The organism is Verrucomicrobiia bacterium (genome assembly GCA_036268055.1).
Classification (GTDB): Bacteria; Verrucomicrobiota; Verrucomicrobiia; order Limisphaerales; family Pedosphaeraceae; genus DATAUW01.
The window spans coordinates 75,611-89,900 of sequence record DATAUW010000038.1; the positions used below are offsets into that span (position 1 = coordinate 75,611).

The window sequence follows — 14,290 nt, forward strand, 5'->3', positions numbered from 1 at the left end:
AACCGTGAATTTGGGCTAAGCTTATTTTGTGAAAAAGCAAAGCGCGGGCTTGATGATGTACCGGCGGGGCGAGGGTGTAGTGGAAATTTTACTGGCGCATCCGGGCGGGCCGTTTTGGAAAAACAAGGATGCCGGGGCGTGGACGATTCCAAAGGGTGAACCGGCGGATGGTGAAGATTTATTGGCGGCGGCGATTCGTGAGTTCAAAGAGGAATTGGGCGTGGAAGCAACCGGGCCATTTCAATCATTAGGCTCAATCACGCAGAAGGCAGGGAAGGTAGTGCATGCGTGGGCATTTGAAGGAGACCTGAACCCGGCAGAAATTCAGAGCAATTTTTTTGAAATGGAATGGCCGCCGCGATCAGGAAGGAAAATGACTTTCCCTGAAGTGGACCGGGCAGAATTTTTTTCGCTCGAAGAGGCGCGCGGAAAAATGAACGCGGCTCAGGTGGAGTTTTTAGGGCGGTTGGAAAAATTATTGTTTTGATTTTGGGTCGCGGGAAGCATCGCGACGCCCCGCACCGTAAGCCTCAAATACGCGCTGAATTTCATCACGAACCTGGCGGAATATTTTCAGGATTTCTTCGTCAGTTCCGATGGCTTTGGCGGGATCATAAAATGGCCAATGATGCCGATTAACCTGGCCGGGGAAAACCGGGCATGCCGTGTCGGCGTCGCCGCACACGGTGATGACCGTCTCAATTTTTTGGTTGAGGAATTCGTCCAGGTGTTTGGAGCAATGCTCCGAAATATCAATGCCCACTTCATTCATGACTTGGATGGCGATCGGATGAACATGCCCCGCGGGTTTTGACCCCGCGCTTTGCACATCGAGAAAATCTCCGGCGGCCGCGCGAAGAAATCCTTCGGCGAGATGGCTTCGGCAGGAGTTTCCGGTGCAAAGAATTAAAATAGTGGGCTTGCCGGTTTTCATAAAAAAATTAGCAACATTTGCCCGCTTTGAATTCCGGGATCGGCGCGAACCGAGAAGCCTTATTAAGATTCGGCGGCAGGCAACGATCTTCAGCCAAACAAGCGGTATGTTTGACACCCAACTGGATCGCCAACTCTTCATTCTTTATTTCCGCGCTCTCGACAGGAAATTGGGAGACAAACGGCGCCTCATATTCCACGTCCACCTCCAATTCGTCGTTTGTCAGGAAGGACCCGGCCTTGTTCAGCACGCCAAGCAATTTGCCCGCAGTCAGGCGATGGTCTGTATCATCGGCAAACCAGGCTTGCAGGCGGCACGTTGATTCGGTGCGGAATTGTCCGCCGCAATCAATAAATTTTTTCTCGATGAGGGCGATTTCCGTGACGTGAGCATGAGGCGGTATCTTGCTGCCCGTCGGCAGAAAAAAGCGCACGTTGCGTTGAGGATTATCAGCGAGAATTCGTTTAAATTCAGACAGTTTCATTGGTAACTCCGGTTTGGGGAATGATGGAAGAGTCGTCAGACCCGCGGCAGCAACGGCACACCGGGACGGCAAATGAAGCGCCAGCAAAGGGCGCCGCGATATAAATCCAAAGATGCGCGAGGTTTCCCGAAACAATCGCGGGCGCCAGCGAGCGCGCAGGATTCATGGACGCTCCGCAAATGGGCCCGGCGAACATGGCCTCCAAACCGATCACCGCGCCGACCGCGATACCGGCTGTGATGCCCTTTTCTTTGGCGCCGGTTGACACGCTTAATATAACGAACATCAAAAATAACGTGAGGATAAATTCCAGACCGAAAGATTGCATTTCTGAACCGGCGGGCAAAGTAATTCCAAGCTGCCGATCCAGCGGAAAAAGCCCATGGAGGATGAGGCTCGCCAGCACCGCGCCGCCGCACTGGACGGCGATGTATGGCAAAACTTGTGAGATTGGAAAACGCCCGGCTAGCGAAAACGCCGCCGTGACCGCAGGATTTAAATGCGCGCCGGAAACGTCTCCCACCGCGTATATCATGGCCAGGACAATTAACCCGAAAGTCAGCGCAATGCCCACGTGCGTGACGCCGCCGGTAGTCTCGTTGATCACCACCGCCCCCGTTCCTGCGAAAACCAGCGCAAAGGTGCCGATGAACTCCGAAACGAGCTTGTTGGCCAGCGTTATTTTCATATTTGATTACGCGTATATGATGATGTCATTGCACATATATGTCAATCCGTATATAATGTGACGATGCGCAATCTCCCATTGTTCTTTTCGGCGCTGGCGGATGAAAATCGCCTGCGCCTCCTGCTGCTCATTGGGAAAGGCGAAGTCTGCGTCTGCCACCTTCAGTCCGTCCTGCAAACCAACCAGCCGAAGATTTCACGGCATCTGGCCTATTTGAAACGCGCCGGCCTGGTTTCAGCGCGGCGCGATGGGAAATGGATGCATTATCGCCTGGGGAAACTGGATGCGTTCCAGCAAAAAATCCTAGCGGAAACATTGCATGATCTAAAAAGACATGCGCAAATCCAGCGCGATCTGCAAAGACTCAAAAAAATCCTTTGTTGTCCTGGCGAATAAAAAAACCGCCGAAAGAAATTGAAATGAAATTTCAGCGCGACGAAACCATCGCGTGCCGCTTTAGGATTTATCGAGTTTCTTCTCGATATCGCGCACGCGGCGGATGAGGTCGGGTAGCTGGCTGATGCCGATGTATTGCCGTTTGGCCTGGCGGTCAGGGACGGCTGGCGACCCCAAATATTTTTCACCGTCGGGAATATCATTCATCACGCCGGACTGCGCGGCGACGGTGACCTGGTTGCCAAGCTTGAGATGCCCCGCGATGCCCACTTGCCCGCCGAGCACGACGTAGCTGCCCAGTTTGGTGCTGCCTGCAATGCCCACTTGCGACACGAGCAAACAATGTTCGCCAACGGCCACGTTGTGGGCGATCTGGACAAGATTATCAATCTTGCTGCCTTTGCCGATGGTCGTCGGGCCAAGCGCGCCGCGGTCCACAGTGACGCACGCGCCAATTTCGACATCGTCGCCAATGATGACGTTGCCGATCTGCGGCACTTTGCGATGGACGCCCTGATCGAAGACATAACCAAAACCGTCCGAGCCGATAACACTTCCCGAATGGATGCGAACGCGTTTGCCAATCTGGGTGCGCGGATAAATTGTGACGTTGGGAAAAAGCTGAGTCTCCTCGCCGAGTTGCGATTGGAAACCAATCGAGTTGCCGCCCTGCAACACAACGCGCGCGCTGATTTGCGCCCCTGCCCCGACGATGCAATTTGGCCCGATGTGTGCCGTGGGATCAATCTTCGCATCTGCCGCGACGACCGCCGAAGGATGCACGCCCGGAGCGAAGACCGGGTCGGGAAAAAACAAGGGCAGCACGCGCGCGAAGGCGATGCGCGCATTGGGCACGGCGATCAAGGTCTTGCGTTCGGAATTGAAATTTCCCGTCACGAGAATGGCGGACGCGGCACTGGCTTCGGCGCGTTGAAAATAGGTTTCGTTCTCGGCGAAGGTAAGGTCACCGGCGCGGGCGCTTTCCGCGGGAGCAAAGCCGGTCAGGACGACCGAGGCATCACCACGGACCTGGCCCGCGAGTTGTTTGGCAATTTCGGCGGCAGTAAAGGGCATAAAGGGTTGATGATTCGAAAACTGCGGTGAATATAATTTGGCGGGCGGGTATTACAACATCAAGTTTGACAAATGCACTTACGTTTTTACGGTGCTATCTGATGCGCACAGAAGAAAGGGTGAGACGGTAGAATGTCCAACCCCATTGACGAATTCAAGTTTCCGGAGCATTGTGGCGTTGTATAGTAGGTGTGAGCACACAGCGATAATCAATTTTGAGGGTTATCCAGTACAAATAATTAATTGTTGGATAGGAAGCTAATTTCGACATGTCACGGCTTATGCAAACCGCCACCCAGCCCATTCATGATAGATGGATGAGTGTTCCCCAGCGGACTCAGGCCACACGCACTTCATTGGAAAGTATCGAAGGGATCTCGGAAGATGCCCTGATAACTTTCTACTCCGTGGATTGGTTCAACGCAGTACATCAATTTCGAGCGGAGGAAGCCGATTACCTTTGCCAGGATGGGCAGTTCGAGTCCACCTTGGACGAACACCGGGCGGCTGTAGCACAATTAATTGCATTGGGCGAAACTTTGGTTTTGGCCATCAAAAAAACCGGGCTCGTGAAAGGCGCTAAATTCTCAATCGAAGATGTTCGAGCGGTGATTGAATCTTTACGCGAAACCTTTAGGGGCGTTCATGGCCCACACAATCATCCTGCCATTAGTAAAAATATTCTCAAGGCTCTTGAAGCGGCGTGAGCCGAAACCAAACAATCGAGAGGATTCTTGAATTGTGGTTTGACGTGGATCATTGCCCATTTGAAATGCGTCATGAAAAGCGGCAGGCGCGGGATAAGTTTATTTTGAATTGCGTCAGTGGACAGCACTTTACCGTTGAACAGACCTTGGACACTCTTCATTCGCAATATCTGGATTACAGGCGCGAGCGCAGAAAAAACGAGAGACTCGCTGGCGGCCAACAAGCTCCTCCGACAAGTTAAATTAGTTGTTTAATATATTTGCGAAGATTCCCTCCTGTTGACTTCTTTTCTGTTCGTTAGCTGTCCCTTTCCATTGGTCCCGTGGAGTAACTTGCCGCTTATAGTCAGAAAATTAGACAGCAATACGGGTTTATGCTGTCTTGAAACCTAATATCTCACGCCAATTAGGATATAATAATTAGTTATTCTAATTGTTTAGAGACGAATAAAGCAGGTCATTTTTGACCACTTTGCTCAAAAAACTTCAAAAGGTTTTCCGAGCCAAGAGCGAATAAAGGCCAAAAACGGGCAACTTCTTAAGATTTGTCTTTTGTAGAGCAGCTTATCGGCCAATTTCAAAGCTGGCACGTATTTTGCAGATAGATTGGCAGTTGAGATCCTAAAGGAGGCATCCACTCTAACAACTCCATTAGGTTTTTAACTATTGAACAGCGCCGGGCTTTTTCCGGCGTTGATTGGTGCAGAAAACTAAAAACTGAAACGCAGTAGTCACAAGACGTAATGAAAACTAAAATCAACCACATCGGTATCATCAGACAATCGCTCGGCTGGCTGGCCGTATTCACGGGCGCAGGACTGGCCGTGGTTGCGCTGAACTATCGGGAGTTCAATCAGCAGATCGAACTCGGAGAAAAAAATGCGGAGTTGACCCAGGCCATGTTGCAGGTGGCGCACGACAATGCGTTGCTTCGCCAGCTTGGCGAGGGGCAATTCGATCAAGCCAAAAAGGAACTAAGTTCCCGTTTGGCTGGAAACCTGGCGGAAGTGAATACCCTGTCCGCTTCAACCGCGCCGGCGACGCAGGAGTTCGCCCGGGGAGTCATCATTCAGGTGTCGCATGATAAGATCAAGCACCCGGATTATTACTTCGCCGCGGCGGGGCTGGAGAAAATTCAAACCGGCGAAGTCATGCAGGTCGTCCGGCACTGATCGGTTGAGATCAATATAGAAAATTGATTGAGGCCTTCAAGGCTTTGGTCAATGAACCAATGCGGGGGTTTTGCGCCTTGCCCGGCAATGCGCGAGCCCCCGCATCTTATTGTCCCGGTGGCGACATAAGTGCAGGTTTTGGATTTTTTGCACTCACATTTCGCAAGCTTGATTGCTCGCGACCATTAAAACTTCTCCTTCTCCCCCTTGACACTGAAAACTGAACACTTGAAACTTACTCCATGTTCGATTCCCTGAGCGGCAAGCTCCAGAACGCTTTCAAGAACCTGCGTGGCCTCGGTAAAATCTCCGAGACCAACGTGTCCGATTCCTTGCGCGACGTGCGCCTCGCGCTGCTCGAAGCCGATGTCAATTTCAAGGTCGCGCGGGATTTCATCGAACGCGTCAAGACCAAGGCCATCGGCCAGGAAGTCATCCAGAGCGTTCATCCCGGCCAGCAGATCATCAAGGTCATCCATGATGAATTGGTGGATCTGCTCGGCTCGTCCAACGCGGCGCTCAATCTCAGCGGCAATCCCGCCTGTGTGATGATGGTGGGTTTGCACGGTTCCGGAAAAACCACTTCCAGCGCCAAGCTCGCGCGCCTTTTGCTCAAGCAAGCCCGCACTCCCCTGCTCGTCGCGGCTGATGTCTATCGTCCCGCCGCGATGGATCAACTCGAAACGCTCGGCAAACAAATTGAAATTCCTGTCTTCGTGCAAAAGGGCGAAACCGACGTTTTGAAGATCGCCCGCGGCGCGCTGGAATTTGCGAAAGCGAATAATCGCAACACGCTCATTTTCGATACCGCTGGCCGTTTGCAGATTGACGAGCCGCTGGTGCAGGAACTTGTCCGTCTGCGCGATCTGGTGCAGCCACAGGAAATTTTGCTCGTGCTCGATGCCGCCACCGGCCAGGAAGCTGTGAATGTCGCCACGCATTTTGACAAGGCGCTCAACATCACTGGTTCCATTCTGACCAAGCTGGACGGCGATGCCCGCGGCGGCGCGGCGCTAAGTTTGAAGTCCGTCACCGGCAAACCCATCAAGCTCGCGGGCACGGGTGAAAAGCTGGAGGAGTTCGAGGCGTTTCATCCCGAGCGCATGGCTTCGCGCATTTTGGGAATGGGCGATGTCGTCAGCCTCGTCGAGCGCGCGGCCGAAGCGGTGGACATGGACGAAGCCAAGCGCATGGAAGAAAAAATGCGCAAGGGGCAGTTCACGCTTGAGGATTTCCTCGAGCAGTTGCGCCAGATGAAAAAGCTCGGCTCACTTGAAACCATCGTCGGCATGTTGCCCGGCGGCGCGGAGATGATCAAAGGCGCGGACCTCAACAAGCAGGAAAAAGAATTTGTCCACATGGAGGCGATGATTTGCTCCATGACCATGCAGGAGCGGCGCCAGCCACAAATCTTAAATGCCAAACGCCGCATCCGCATCGCCAAAGGCAGCGGCGTGACCGTGGCTCAACTCAACACCATGCTTAACAAATTCGGTGAGATGCAGCAGATGATGAAGAAAATGGGCAAGCTGCAAAAGATGATGATGAAGCGTGGCGGAGCGATGCCGGGTTTGTTCGGAGGATAAAAATTCGCGGCGGTTTACGCGCTCTTGCGCTTCGCTTTTTTCCGCGATTGTTGAAACGCCTGGAGCATTTCCGATTGCGCTTCAAAAAATCCGGCCAGGTCGGCCAGCACTTCCACCGTCTTTGGACTCAGGTGATGTTCGATGCCCTCGATGTCGCGGCGCTGGGTTTCCGCATCGAGACCGAACAGCGAAAAGAATCGTGAGAGCGTTTCGTGGCGGCTGCGGATTTTGCGCGCCACTTCCCGGCCCTTTTTCGTGAGGATCAACCCGCGATATTTTTCGTATTTGAGATAACCCGCCTCACCGAGTTTTTGCACCATGCTCGTGACGGATGCCTGCTTCACCTTGAGCGAGGACGCGATGTCCACCACGCGCGCGTAGCCCTTTTCTTCGATCAATTCGTGGATGCGCTCCAAATAATCTTCGGCGCTCTGGCTCGGTGAATTTGCCGCTGGCATTTCCGAAATCAAACACCAAGGCCCGCGTGATGGCAAGCGCGGTAAATATTGTGAGCCACGGATGGAACACGGATTAAACACGGAAAAATTTCCCAATCAGTGTCAAATCGGTGTTCCATCCGTGGCTAAATTTCTCTTCCGCATTTTTTATTTGTAGGAAAATGCCTACAGACTTTTCCGTAGTATTCCGACGAGATAATCCGCCTTCCTGTCCCTCATCATCTCGCGCGTTGTTGTTAAATTTATTTTATGTTTCCGAAAGATTTTTCGAGTCGTACGGGTTTTATTTTTGCCCTGGTCATTTTGGTGTTTTTTGTTTGTACTTGCGCCCGCAGCCAGCAAATGCTCAGTTTCGGCTGGGACCCCAGTCCGGATACCAATGTAGTCGGTTACCTCGTGGAATACGGCACTGAAAGTGGCGTTTATACTTCGCAGGTGGATGTCGGCTCCAGCCCGCAGGTCACCATCACGAACCTGCAGGAAGGCGCCAATTATTATTTCGTGGTCGTCGCGTATGAGACGAACTACGTACAAAGCCCGCCCTCCGGCGAATTGATGGTGACGATGCCGGGCACTATTTCCATCACGCCGCCGATCAATCCCGGAGCCCCTTATACCCTTTCATTTCCGATGGCTCCGGGTCATTGGTATGAGATTCAATCGGCCACGACCATTGGCGCGTGGCAAACGCTTTGGCAAACGCCCGTGTCCGATGATTACGAATGGGCTGAATTCGAGGACTTCATGAGCATGTACGAACCGCAATGTTTTTACCGGCTGGTTTTGCATTAGCCTGAGCGCCGTTCCGCGAATCACGCCGTTCTGTCCTTCAGAAAAATTGCAACCAATCCCTTTCTGCGGTTATACTTATGGGAAATGGATCTGCATTCTTTGATCGGCATGGCCAAGGCCAATGGCGCGAGCGATCTCCATCTTGAGCCCGGCCTGCCCGCGGCTATTCGTGTGCGCGGGACTCTTCGCGCAAGCGGCGCGCCGATTCCCGGGAAAGTTTTACTCGAAGCGGCGCACGAATTGATCGGGCCGGAAGAATGGCCGCACTTTCTCGAACGCCAATCTTATGATCTTTCGCGCAGCGTCTCCGGTGTTCGTTGTCGCATCAATGTTTTGCAAACCTCGCGCGGGATCGGCCTGGCCATTCGTTTGTTGATCGGCTTTCAAGCCACGGTGGAGAAACTCAACCTGCATCCTGATCTCAAGAAATTGATCGGTCATAGCAACGGCCTCATCATCATCAGCGGTGCGACGGGTTCCGGCAAATCCTCCACGCTCGCCGCGTTGATCCAGGAAATCAATCTTACCGAGACGCGCCACATCGTCACGATTGAGAGCCCGATTGAATACGTCTTCAAACCGCATCGCGCCTATATCCGCCAACGCGAAGTTGGCCGCGACACGCCGTCATTCGAGCAAGCTCTCATGGATGCCATGCGCGAAGATCCGGATGTCCTCATGGTCGGCGAGATGCGCGATCCTGAAACCATGCGCCTCACCCTCAACGCCGCCGAGACGGGCCATCTCGTCCTCGCGACCGCGCATTCCGCTACGGCGGCCGAGGCGTTGCAACGCGTCGTTTCCGCTTTTCCTTCCGAGATACAAAATAGCGTTTGCGCGCAACTCGCCGATTGCATCGTCGCCGTCATCAGCCAGCGTCTGCAATATCGCACCGACCTTAAAATGCAGGTGCCCGAGTGCGAAATATTGATGAGCGGCCACGCGGTAAAAAATTTCATCCGGCGCGGTGAATTTTTCAAACTCACTTCCGCCATGGAAACCGGCGCGAACGAAGGCATGTGGACATACTCGCGTTATCGCACCTGGCTCGAAGCCCGCAAAACCTGGCATTTCCCCGGCGACCAAGGAACCGAAGAGCCCACCGCCGATCTCACGACGACCGAGGAAGTCACCCCGCTTCCCCGGCCTTCGCGCACGTCAACCACTCCATCCGCGCGTCCGAATAAAGTGCCTTCAACTTCTGCCGGGGTCACATCGGGCGGCGCTTCCGGCAAAAACCGCGACGACCTTTTGGAGATCGAACCTGAAGCCGGCGGCCTCGAAGCCATCATTTCTAAATTGAAGTCCAAGCCATGACGTAAAACGCTCGCCTCCACGAATGCCGGTGGTAAATTCCACCCATGCCGGATCCGGTCAGTCATAAGAGAAAAGATCCCAAGCGATTATATCGGTTGAGCAAATCACCGGTCTTCGGCCGGCTCGCCGTGGTCAATCATTTCAAGAGCGCAGTATCCAAGGTGGATCCGCGCGGCGAATATCCCAAGCTCTCCCTTTTTCTTTCAAGACGTTTGTGGACCTGGATCTGGCAATACATTAAAAACCTTGGACCGCGCACCAAATTTCGCACGTACGAAAACGCTCCCCATAATGGCGTATATCAGCTCAAGCCAGCGCCCGGCGCCAGCCGCATTCAAATCGCGCTTGCCGGCGATTGGGGAACCGGCACGGATGAAGCCGCAAAAATTGCTACCCTGATGTCGGCGACGAATCCCGATCTTACGCTGCACTTGGGAGATGTTTATTACGTCGGTAATAAATCGGAGATTGAAGAAAACTTTCTCGGTCGAAAGAACCCTGATTTCCTTCCGGTTAAGTGGTCACATGGCGCGCAGGGAAGTTTTTCGCTCATCGGCAACCACGAATTATATGCCGGCGGCGGTCCTTATTACACCGTGCTTTTGCCCACGCTGGGGATGAACGGCCAGAAACAACTCGCGAGTTTTTTCTGCCTCGAGTTGGATCACTGGCGCATCCTCGCGCTCGACACCGGCTACAATTCCAGCGGCTGGCCAATTCTCAGCCAGATACCAGGAATCAAAAATATTCCGATTGTCGGCGGTGATTGCCATCTCGAAAAGCCGGTGCTCGATTGGCTGCGCACCCAGGTCGCACCCGATAAAAATAAGAAAGCCACGTTGATTCTCTCGCATCATCAATATCTCACGGCTTTTCCCGGTGAACAGGAATATCCCCGCGCCGCCCAGCAGATCGCGGAATTTTTTAAAGATCAGGAGGTGCTTTGGATTTGGGGACACGAACATCGCCTGGCATTTTACAATCGTGTCACCACGCCGGAATGGCTCACGTTTTACGGTCGCTGCGTCGGCCACAGTGGCATGCCTGTCGAGCCCGCGACCCCTGATTTGTCCAAAGGGACTTTGCTCTGTTATGACGGCGACCCCAACCGCACGCATAAACTCGATGACGGCACGGTGGTCGGCCAAAATGGTTTCGTCAATTTGACCTTTGAAGGCACAGACCTCACGCTCGATTATCGCGACATTGATAACATTCAGTTATTGGTCGAGCGTTTTACGCCCAATGCGGACGGGACGCTCCAGCGCACGGTCGTCACTGACCCCGCCGTGCTCTGGTCACCGCATTGAATTTGGGCGCAAAAAGTTAAAAAAGGGGCTTGCAATCAAACGTCTTGCTGCTACCTTCTCCGTTCCTTTTCGAAAGGAAATATAATTTATGTCGAGAATTTGTGAATTAACCGGAACCGGGCCGATCAAAGGCAACCACATCTGGCGCAGCGGTAAAGCCAAGAAAAAAGGCGGCATCGGCACGCACGTCACCGCCATCACCAAGCGCAAATTCATGCCGAATTTGCAGCGCGTGAAGGCCCTTATCAACGGTGAAGTGCGCTACATCCGCGTCACGGCCAACGCCCTCAAAAAAGGCATGGTCGTCAAAGCCCCCCGCCGCACCTGGAAGAAGCCTGAGACCAAGGCCGAAGCCAAAGCGAAATAATTACGATCCACCAACTAAAAAGGCGAAGCCAGCCAGCTTCGCCTTTTTTCTTTTCCAGGATTACTTCCCTTTCAGCCGGTGCATCGTGGCGCGCTTGAGTTCGCGGTCGGAATCGCGTTCCTTCAAATCTTCGCGCTTGTCGAATTGCACCTTGCCTTTGCCCACCGCCAGCGCCACTTTTACGCGTCCATCCTTCCAGTAAAACGAGAGTGGAAAAAGCGCGTTGCCTTTGACCTGGCTCAATTCAAAAAGTTTGCGGATCTCGGTTCGATGCAAAAGTAATTTCCGCACCGCCTTGGGCAGATGATTCTGCCGATTGCCCTGCGCATACTCGTCAATGTGCGCGTTGTGCAGGAAAACTTCATCTTTTTCAACCCGCGCGAAAGCGTCCGCAATCTGGCCTTTGCCCGCGCGCAAGGCTTTGACCTCGGTTCCGTGCAGCACGATCCCCGCCTCAAACGTCTCGACGATATGATAATCGCGCCGGGCTTTGGAATTGTTCAGGATGTCCGCCATAAATAACGACAGCCAGAAGATAGCTTCTGGCTGCCGGTAAAACTAGGGTGATATTGCGTTCGCGTTTAACTGTAGCGGCGGCCTATGACCGCCGAACACCGCAGAAATCGCTTAGTGTTTCTTGCGTTTCTTGCTGTTGTTGGCGGGCTTTTCAACCTCGGCCAATTCCGGCAAGTCCCAGCCGGTTTTTTCTTCGATCAATTCTATCAGGGCGATGTCCGCCGCGCCCAGGCCGGTGGTATCGCTGATCAGGGGACGGCTGATGGAGCCGCCGCCGGAATTGAGCTGGCGCACGCGGCGCGAAACGAGATTAATCAGAACGTTGGGATTGCCAACCTTCTCCAATGCTTTTTTAGTCAGTTCAGCTTTCAAATTTATTCCCAGTTTTAAAGTCGAGTCGGACACAATAGCGTCTATCGGCGATGACGCAACATAAAAATGACCCGCTTTTTAGACGAATTCAAAGAATCGAACCAAGCGGATTTGTAACCTATGGAAGGGTGGACTCTTTGGGTGAAACTAGGCATCATGGGGATAGTTCTTTGAATATGGAACTGTTGTCTGTGTCCAGCCAGTTTGGAGGCGCAAGGCCTTCTGAAGTTGAACTGTATAAAAAACGCCACTTAAGCGGTTTGATTCGATGCCAAGCGAGCCAAAAAGTGAATTTTGGTTCGGAAAAGTTCGCTTGAGTTCGCGTTGACTCGGATAAGTTCGGATAAGTTCGCTTAACGGCGTGAAAAAAATGTTACAACGCGGCCAGCCCCAATCCCGGTTGCTTATAATATTGCCCTGATCCGTCAAAAGGATTCCGAAGAAAGACACAGACTTGACACCACCTGCTAAATCTCAAACTCTGCCCCAATCAAATCGCGAATCCCATGAACTATATCCCCCATCCCAAGCCGGGTACATTGCGCCACATCCGAATTGTTTTGGTCGCCGCCGCCATGCTGGGCGCATTGACCGCCTGTCTGACGGGCAACCAGCAATCCGGTTTCGTAAATCTGTTCGACGGCCAAACCCTGAACGGCTGGACTTACCTCGGCAATCCCGGCGGCGAATATTTTGTCACCAATGGCGTCATCGTTTGTCCCAAGGCCAGCACCGGCAATTTGGTCACCGAAAAGGAATATTCCGATTTCGTTTTTCGCGTCGAATATAAATATGAAGCCGACGGCAATAATGGCGTGGCCATTCGCGCCCCGCTGACGCGCGAAAATCTCACTTACGTCGGCGTCGAAATCCAGATGCTCGACGACACCGCGCCCATGCATCGCAACTTGAAACCGTGGCAATATAATGGTTCGGTCTATGGCATCTGTCCCGCGACGAACGGCACTGGTGTCATCGGCCAGTGGAACACCGAGGAAATCACCTGCATCGGCCGCCATTATCATATCGTATTGAATGGCCGCGTCATCGTTGACACGGATTTGAATGATGTCCACGACCCGTTCACGCTCGAAACCCATCCCGGCTTCTTGCGCACCCGCGGGCATCTTGGTTTTCTCGGCCACAACAGCCGCTTTGAATTTCGCAATATTTCCATCAAGGAATTGCCGGTGCAAACCGCCGACAACACGCCGCCAGCCGGTTTCACCGCGCTCTTCAACGGCAAAGATTTGACCGGTTGGAAAGGCCTGGTCGCCGACCCACCCACGCGTGCGAAAATGAGTCCCGAGAAATTGGCCAGCGAACAAGCCCGCGCTGATGCGGAAATGCTCAAGCATTGGCACGCGCAGGACGGGCAAATTGTCTTTGACGGTCACAACAACAATCTCTGCACGGCGAAGGATTACGGCGATTTTGAAATGCTGGTGGATTGGAAAATCCCTGCGAAAGGCGACAGCGGCATTTATTTGCGCGGCAGTCCGCAGGTTCAGATTTGGGACACGAACAGTCCCGGCCAATTCACGCCGCCCGATGGTTCCGGTGGATTATACAACAATGAAAAAAATCCCCGCCACCCGTTGCGCTTCGCCGACAAACCCGCCGGCGAGTGGAATCATTTTCGCATTCTCATGATCGGCGAGAAAGTCCACGTCTTTCTCAACGGCCAGTTGGTGGTCAACGATACGACCCTGGAAAATTATTGGGAACGCGACAAATCGATTTATCCCACCGGCCAAATAGAACTCCAAAACCACGGCGGCCCGCTTTGGTTCAAGAATATTTACATCCGCGAAATTCCACGCGGCCAGTAAAAATCTAACACGACTTAGTAACTCAGAGCTTTGGCAAATCCACAGCTACTCAACCTCCCTCTCCTGCAATTAAATTGCAGGAAAGGACCAGGGCAAGGGTGCGATGACTGATAAACACCAATATTTAAAGAACAAAAACAGCACTCCTGTATAATCTCCGTTTAATTTTATTTTCCCGCTTCGTTTCAAAACCCCATTTAATTCCCCGGCGAATATTCCGCCAGTAACTCCCCGCGAGTAAGTCTTGCCTTTTGATTTAGTTCGGGCACTCTAACTGCGGAAAAA

The 14,290-nt window shown here is 52.9% G+C and carries 17 protein-coding genes; 10 read left to right on the forward strand and 7 right to left on the reverse strand.

The genetic code is table 11. The features are described from left to right. Positions 1-28: 28 nt before the first annotated feature. Positions 29-487 (forward strand): NUDIX domain-containing protein, encoded by a 459-nt coding sequence (locus VH413_19490; GenBank protein ID HEX3800886.1) that lies wholly within the window; start codon positions 29-31, stop codon positions 485-487. Here VH413_19490 and VH413_19495 read toward each other — a convergent pair. The 3 genes from VH413_19495 to VH413_19505 are packed head-to-tail and all read right to left on the reverse strand — an operon-like array spanning position 476 to position 2,106. After that, positions 476-934 (reverse strand): arsenate reductase ArsC, encoded by a 459-nt coding sequence (locus VH413_19495; GenBank protein ID HEX3800887.1) that lies wholly within the window; start codon positions 932-934, stop codon positions 476-478. The genes VH413_19490 and VH413_19495 overlap by 12 nt on opposite strands. Before the next feature lie 7 nt (positions 935-941). After that, on the reverse strand, positions 942-1,418 hold the full coding sequence (locus tag VH413_19500) for a DUF6428 family protein (protein ID HEX3800888.1): 477 nt from the start codon (positions 1,416-1,418) through the stop codon (positions 942-944). After that, positions 1,405-2,106, reverse strand: coding sequence for an aquaporin (locus tag VH413_19505; protein ID HEX3800889.1), 702 nt, complete (start codon positions 2,104-2,106; stop codon positions 1,405-1,407). Before VH413_19505 ends, VH413_19500 begins: the two co-directional genes overlap by 14 nt. A 63-nt stretch (positions 2,107-2,169) precedes the next feature. Here VH413_19505 and VH413_19510 point away from each other — a divergent pair, with 63 nt between their 5' ends. Further along, positions 2,170-2,502, forward strand: a complete 333-nt coding sequence (locus VH413_19510; protein ID HEX3800890.1) for a metalloregulator ArsR/SmtB family transcription factor — start codon at positions 2,170-2,172, stop codon at positions 2,500-2,502. 60 nt (positions 2,503-2,562) lie between these two features. Here the strand turns inward: VH413_19510 and lpxD are convergent, their stop codons facing one another. Further along, on the reverse strand, positions 2,563-3,576 hold the full coding sequence (gene lpxD / locus VH413_19515; GenBank protein ID HEX3800891.1) for a UDP-3-O-(3-hydroxymyristoyl)glucosamine N-acyltransferase: 1,014 nt from the start codon (positions 3,574-3,576) through the stop codon (positions 2,563-2,565). A gap of 281 nt (positions 3,577-3,857) precedes the next feature. Here lpxD and VH413_19520 point away from each other — a divergent pair, with 281 nt between their 5' ends. The 3 genes from VH413_19520 to ffh all read left to right on the forward strand — a co-directional run bounded on the left by VH413_19520 (position 3,858) and on the right by ffh (position 7,041). Beyond that, entirely contained in the window at positions 3,858-4,283 is a 426-nt protein-coding gene (locus tag VH413_19520; GenBank protein ID HEX3800892.1) for a hypothetical protein, read from the forward strand. A gap of 743 nt (positions 4,284-5,026) precedes the next feature. Then, positions 5,027-5,455, forward strand: a complete 429-nt coding sequence (locus VH413_19525) for a hypothetical protein (GenBank protein HEX3800893.1) — start codon at positions 5,027-5,029, stop codon at positions 5,453-5,455. A 242-nt stretch (positions 5,456-5,697) separates the two neighbouring features. Beyond that, the gene (gene ffh / locus VH413_19530; GenBank protein HEX3800894.1) at positions 5,698-7,041 is read left to right on the forward strand and encodes a signal recognition particle protein; all 1,344 of its coding nucleotides are present in this window, start codon (positions 5,698-5,700) and stop codon (positions 7,039-7,041) included. Positions 7,042-7,055: 14 nt separating this feature from the next. Here the strand turns inward: ffh and mntR are convergent, their stop codons facing one another. Continuing rightward, positions 7,056-7,499, reverse strand: a complete 444-nt coding sequence (mntR, locus tag VH413_19535; GenBank protein HEX3800895.1) for a transcriptional regulator MntR — start codon at positions 7,497-7,499, stop codon at positions 7,056-7,058. 249 nt (positions 7,500-7,748) lie between these two features. Between mntR and VH413_19540 the strand changes: the two genes are divergently transcribed. The 4 genes from VH413_19540 (at position 7,749) to rpmB (ending at position 11,285) form a co-directional block, all read left to right on the forward strand. After that, complete coding sequence (locus VH413_19540) at positions 7,749-8,291, forward strand: fibronectin type III domain-containing protein (GenBank protein HEX3800896.1); 543 nt, start codon at positions 7,749-7,751, stop codon at positions 8,289-8,291. Between the two features lie 84 nt (positions 8,292-8,375). Beyond that, positions 8,376-9,608, forward strand: a complete 1,233-nt coding sequence (locus VH413_19545) for a PilT/PilU family type 4a pilus ATPase (GenBank protein ID HEX3800897.1) — start codon at positions 8,376-8,378, stop codon at positions 9,606-9,608. 44 nt (positions 9,609-9,652) lie between these two features. Beyond that, positions 9,653-10,918: a metallophosphoesterase gene (locus tag VH413_19550; GenBank protein HEX3800898.1), complete on the forward strand. Its 1,266-nt coding sequence runs from the start codon at positions 9,653-9,655 to the stop codon at positions 10,916-10,918. 88 nt (positions 10,919-11,006) lie between these two features. Continuing rightward, on the forward strand, positions 11,007-11,285 hold the full coding sequence (gene rpmB / locus VH413_19555) for a 50S ribosomal protein L28 (protein HEX3800899.1): 279 nt from the start codon (positions 11,007-11,009) through the stop codon (positions 11,283-11,285). Between the two features lie 60 nt (positions 11,286-11,345). Here rpmB and smpB read toward each other — a convergent pair whose 3' ends face one another. Beyond that, positions 11,346-11,801, reverse strand: a complete 456-nt coding sequence (smpB, locus tag VH413_19560) for an SsrA-binding protein SmpB (GenBank protein ID HEX3800900.1) — start codon at positions 11,799-11,801, stop codon at positions 11,346-11,348. Between the two features lie 111 nt (positions 11,802-11,912). Further along, positions 11,913-12,173 (reverse strand): DNA-directed RNA polymerase subunit omega, encoded by a 261-nt coding sequence (locus VH413_19565; protein ID HEX3800901.1) that lies wholly within the window; start codon positions 12,171-12,173, stop codon positions 11,913-11,915. A 506-nt stretch (positions 12,174-12,679) separates the two neighbouring features. On the opposite strand from VH413_19565, the gene VH413_19570 reads away from it, so the two are divergent. Next, positions 12,680-14,005: a DUF1080 domain-containing protein gene (locus VH413_19570; protein ID HEX3800902.1), complete on the forward strand. Its 1,326-nt coding sequence runs from the start codon at positions 12,680-12,682 to the stop codon at positions 14,003-14,005. Positions 14,006-14,290 lie beyond the last annotated feature (285 nt).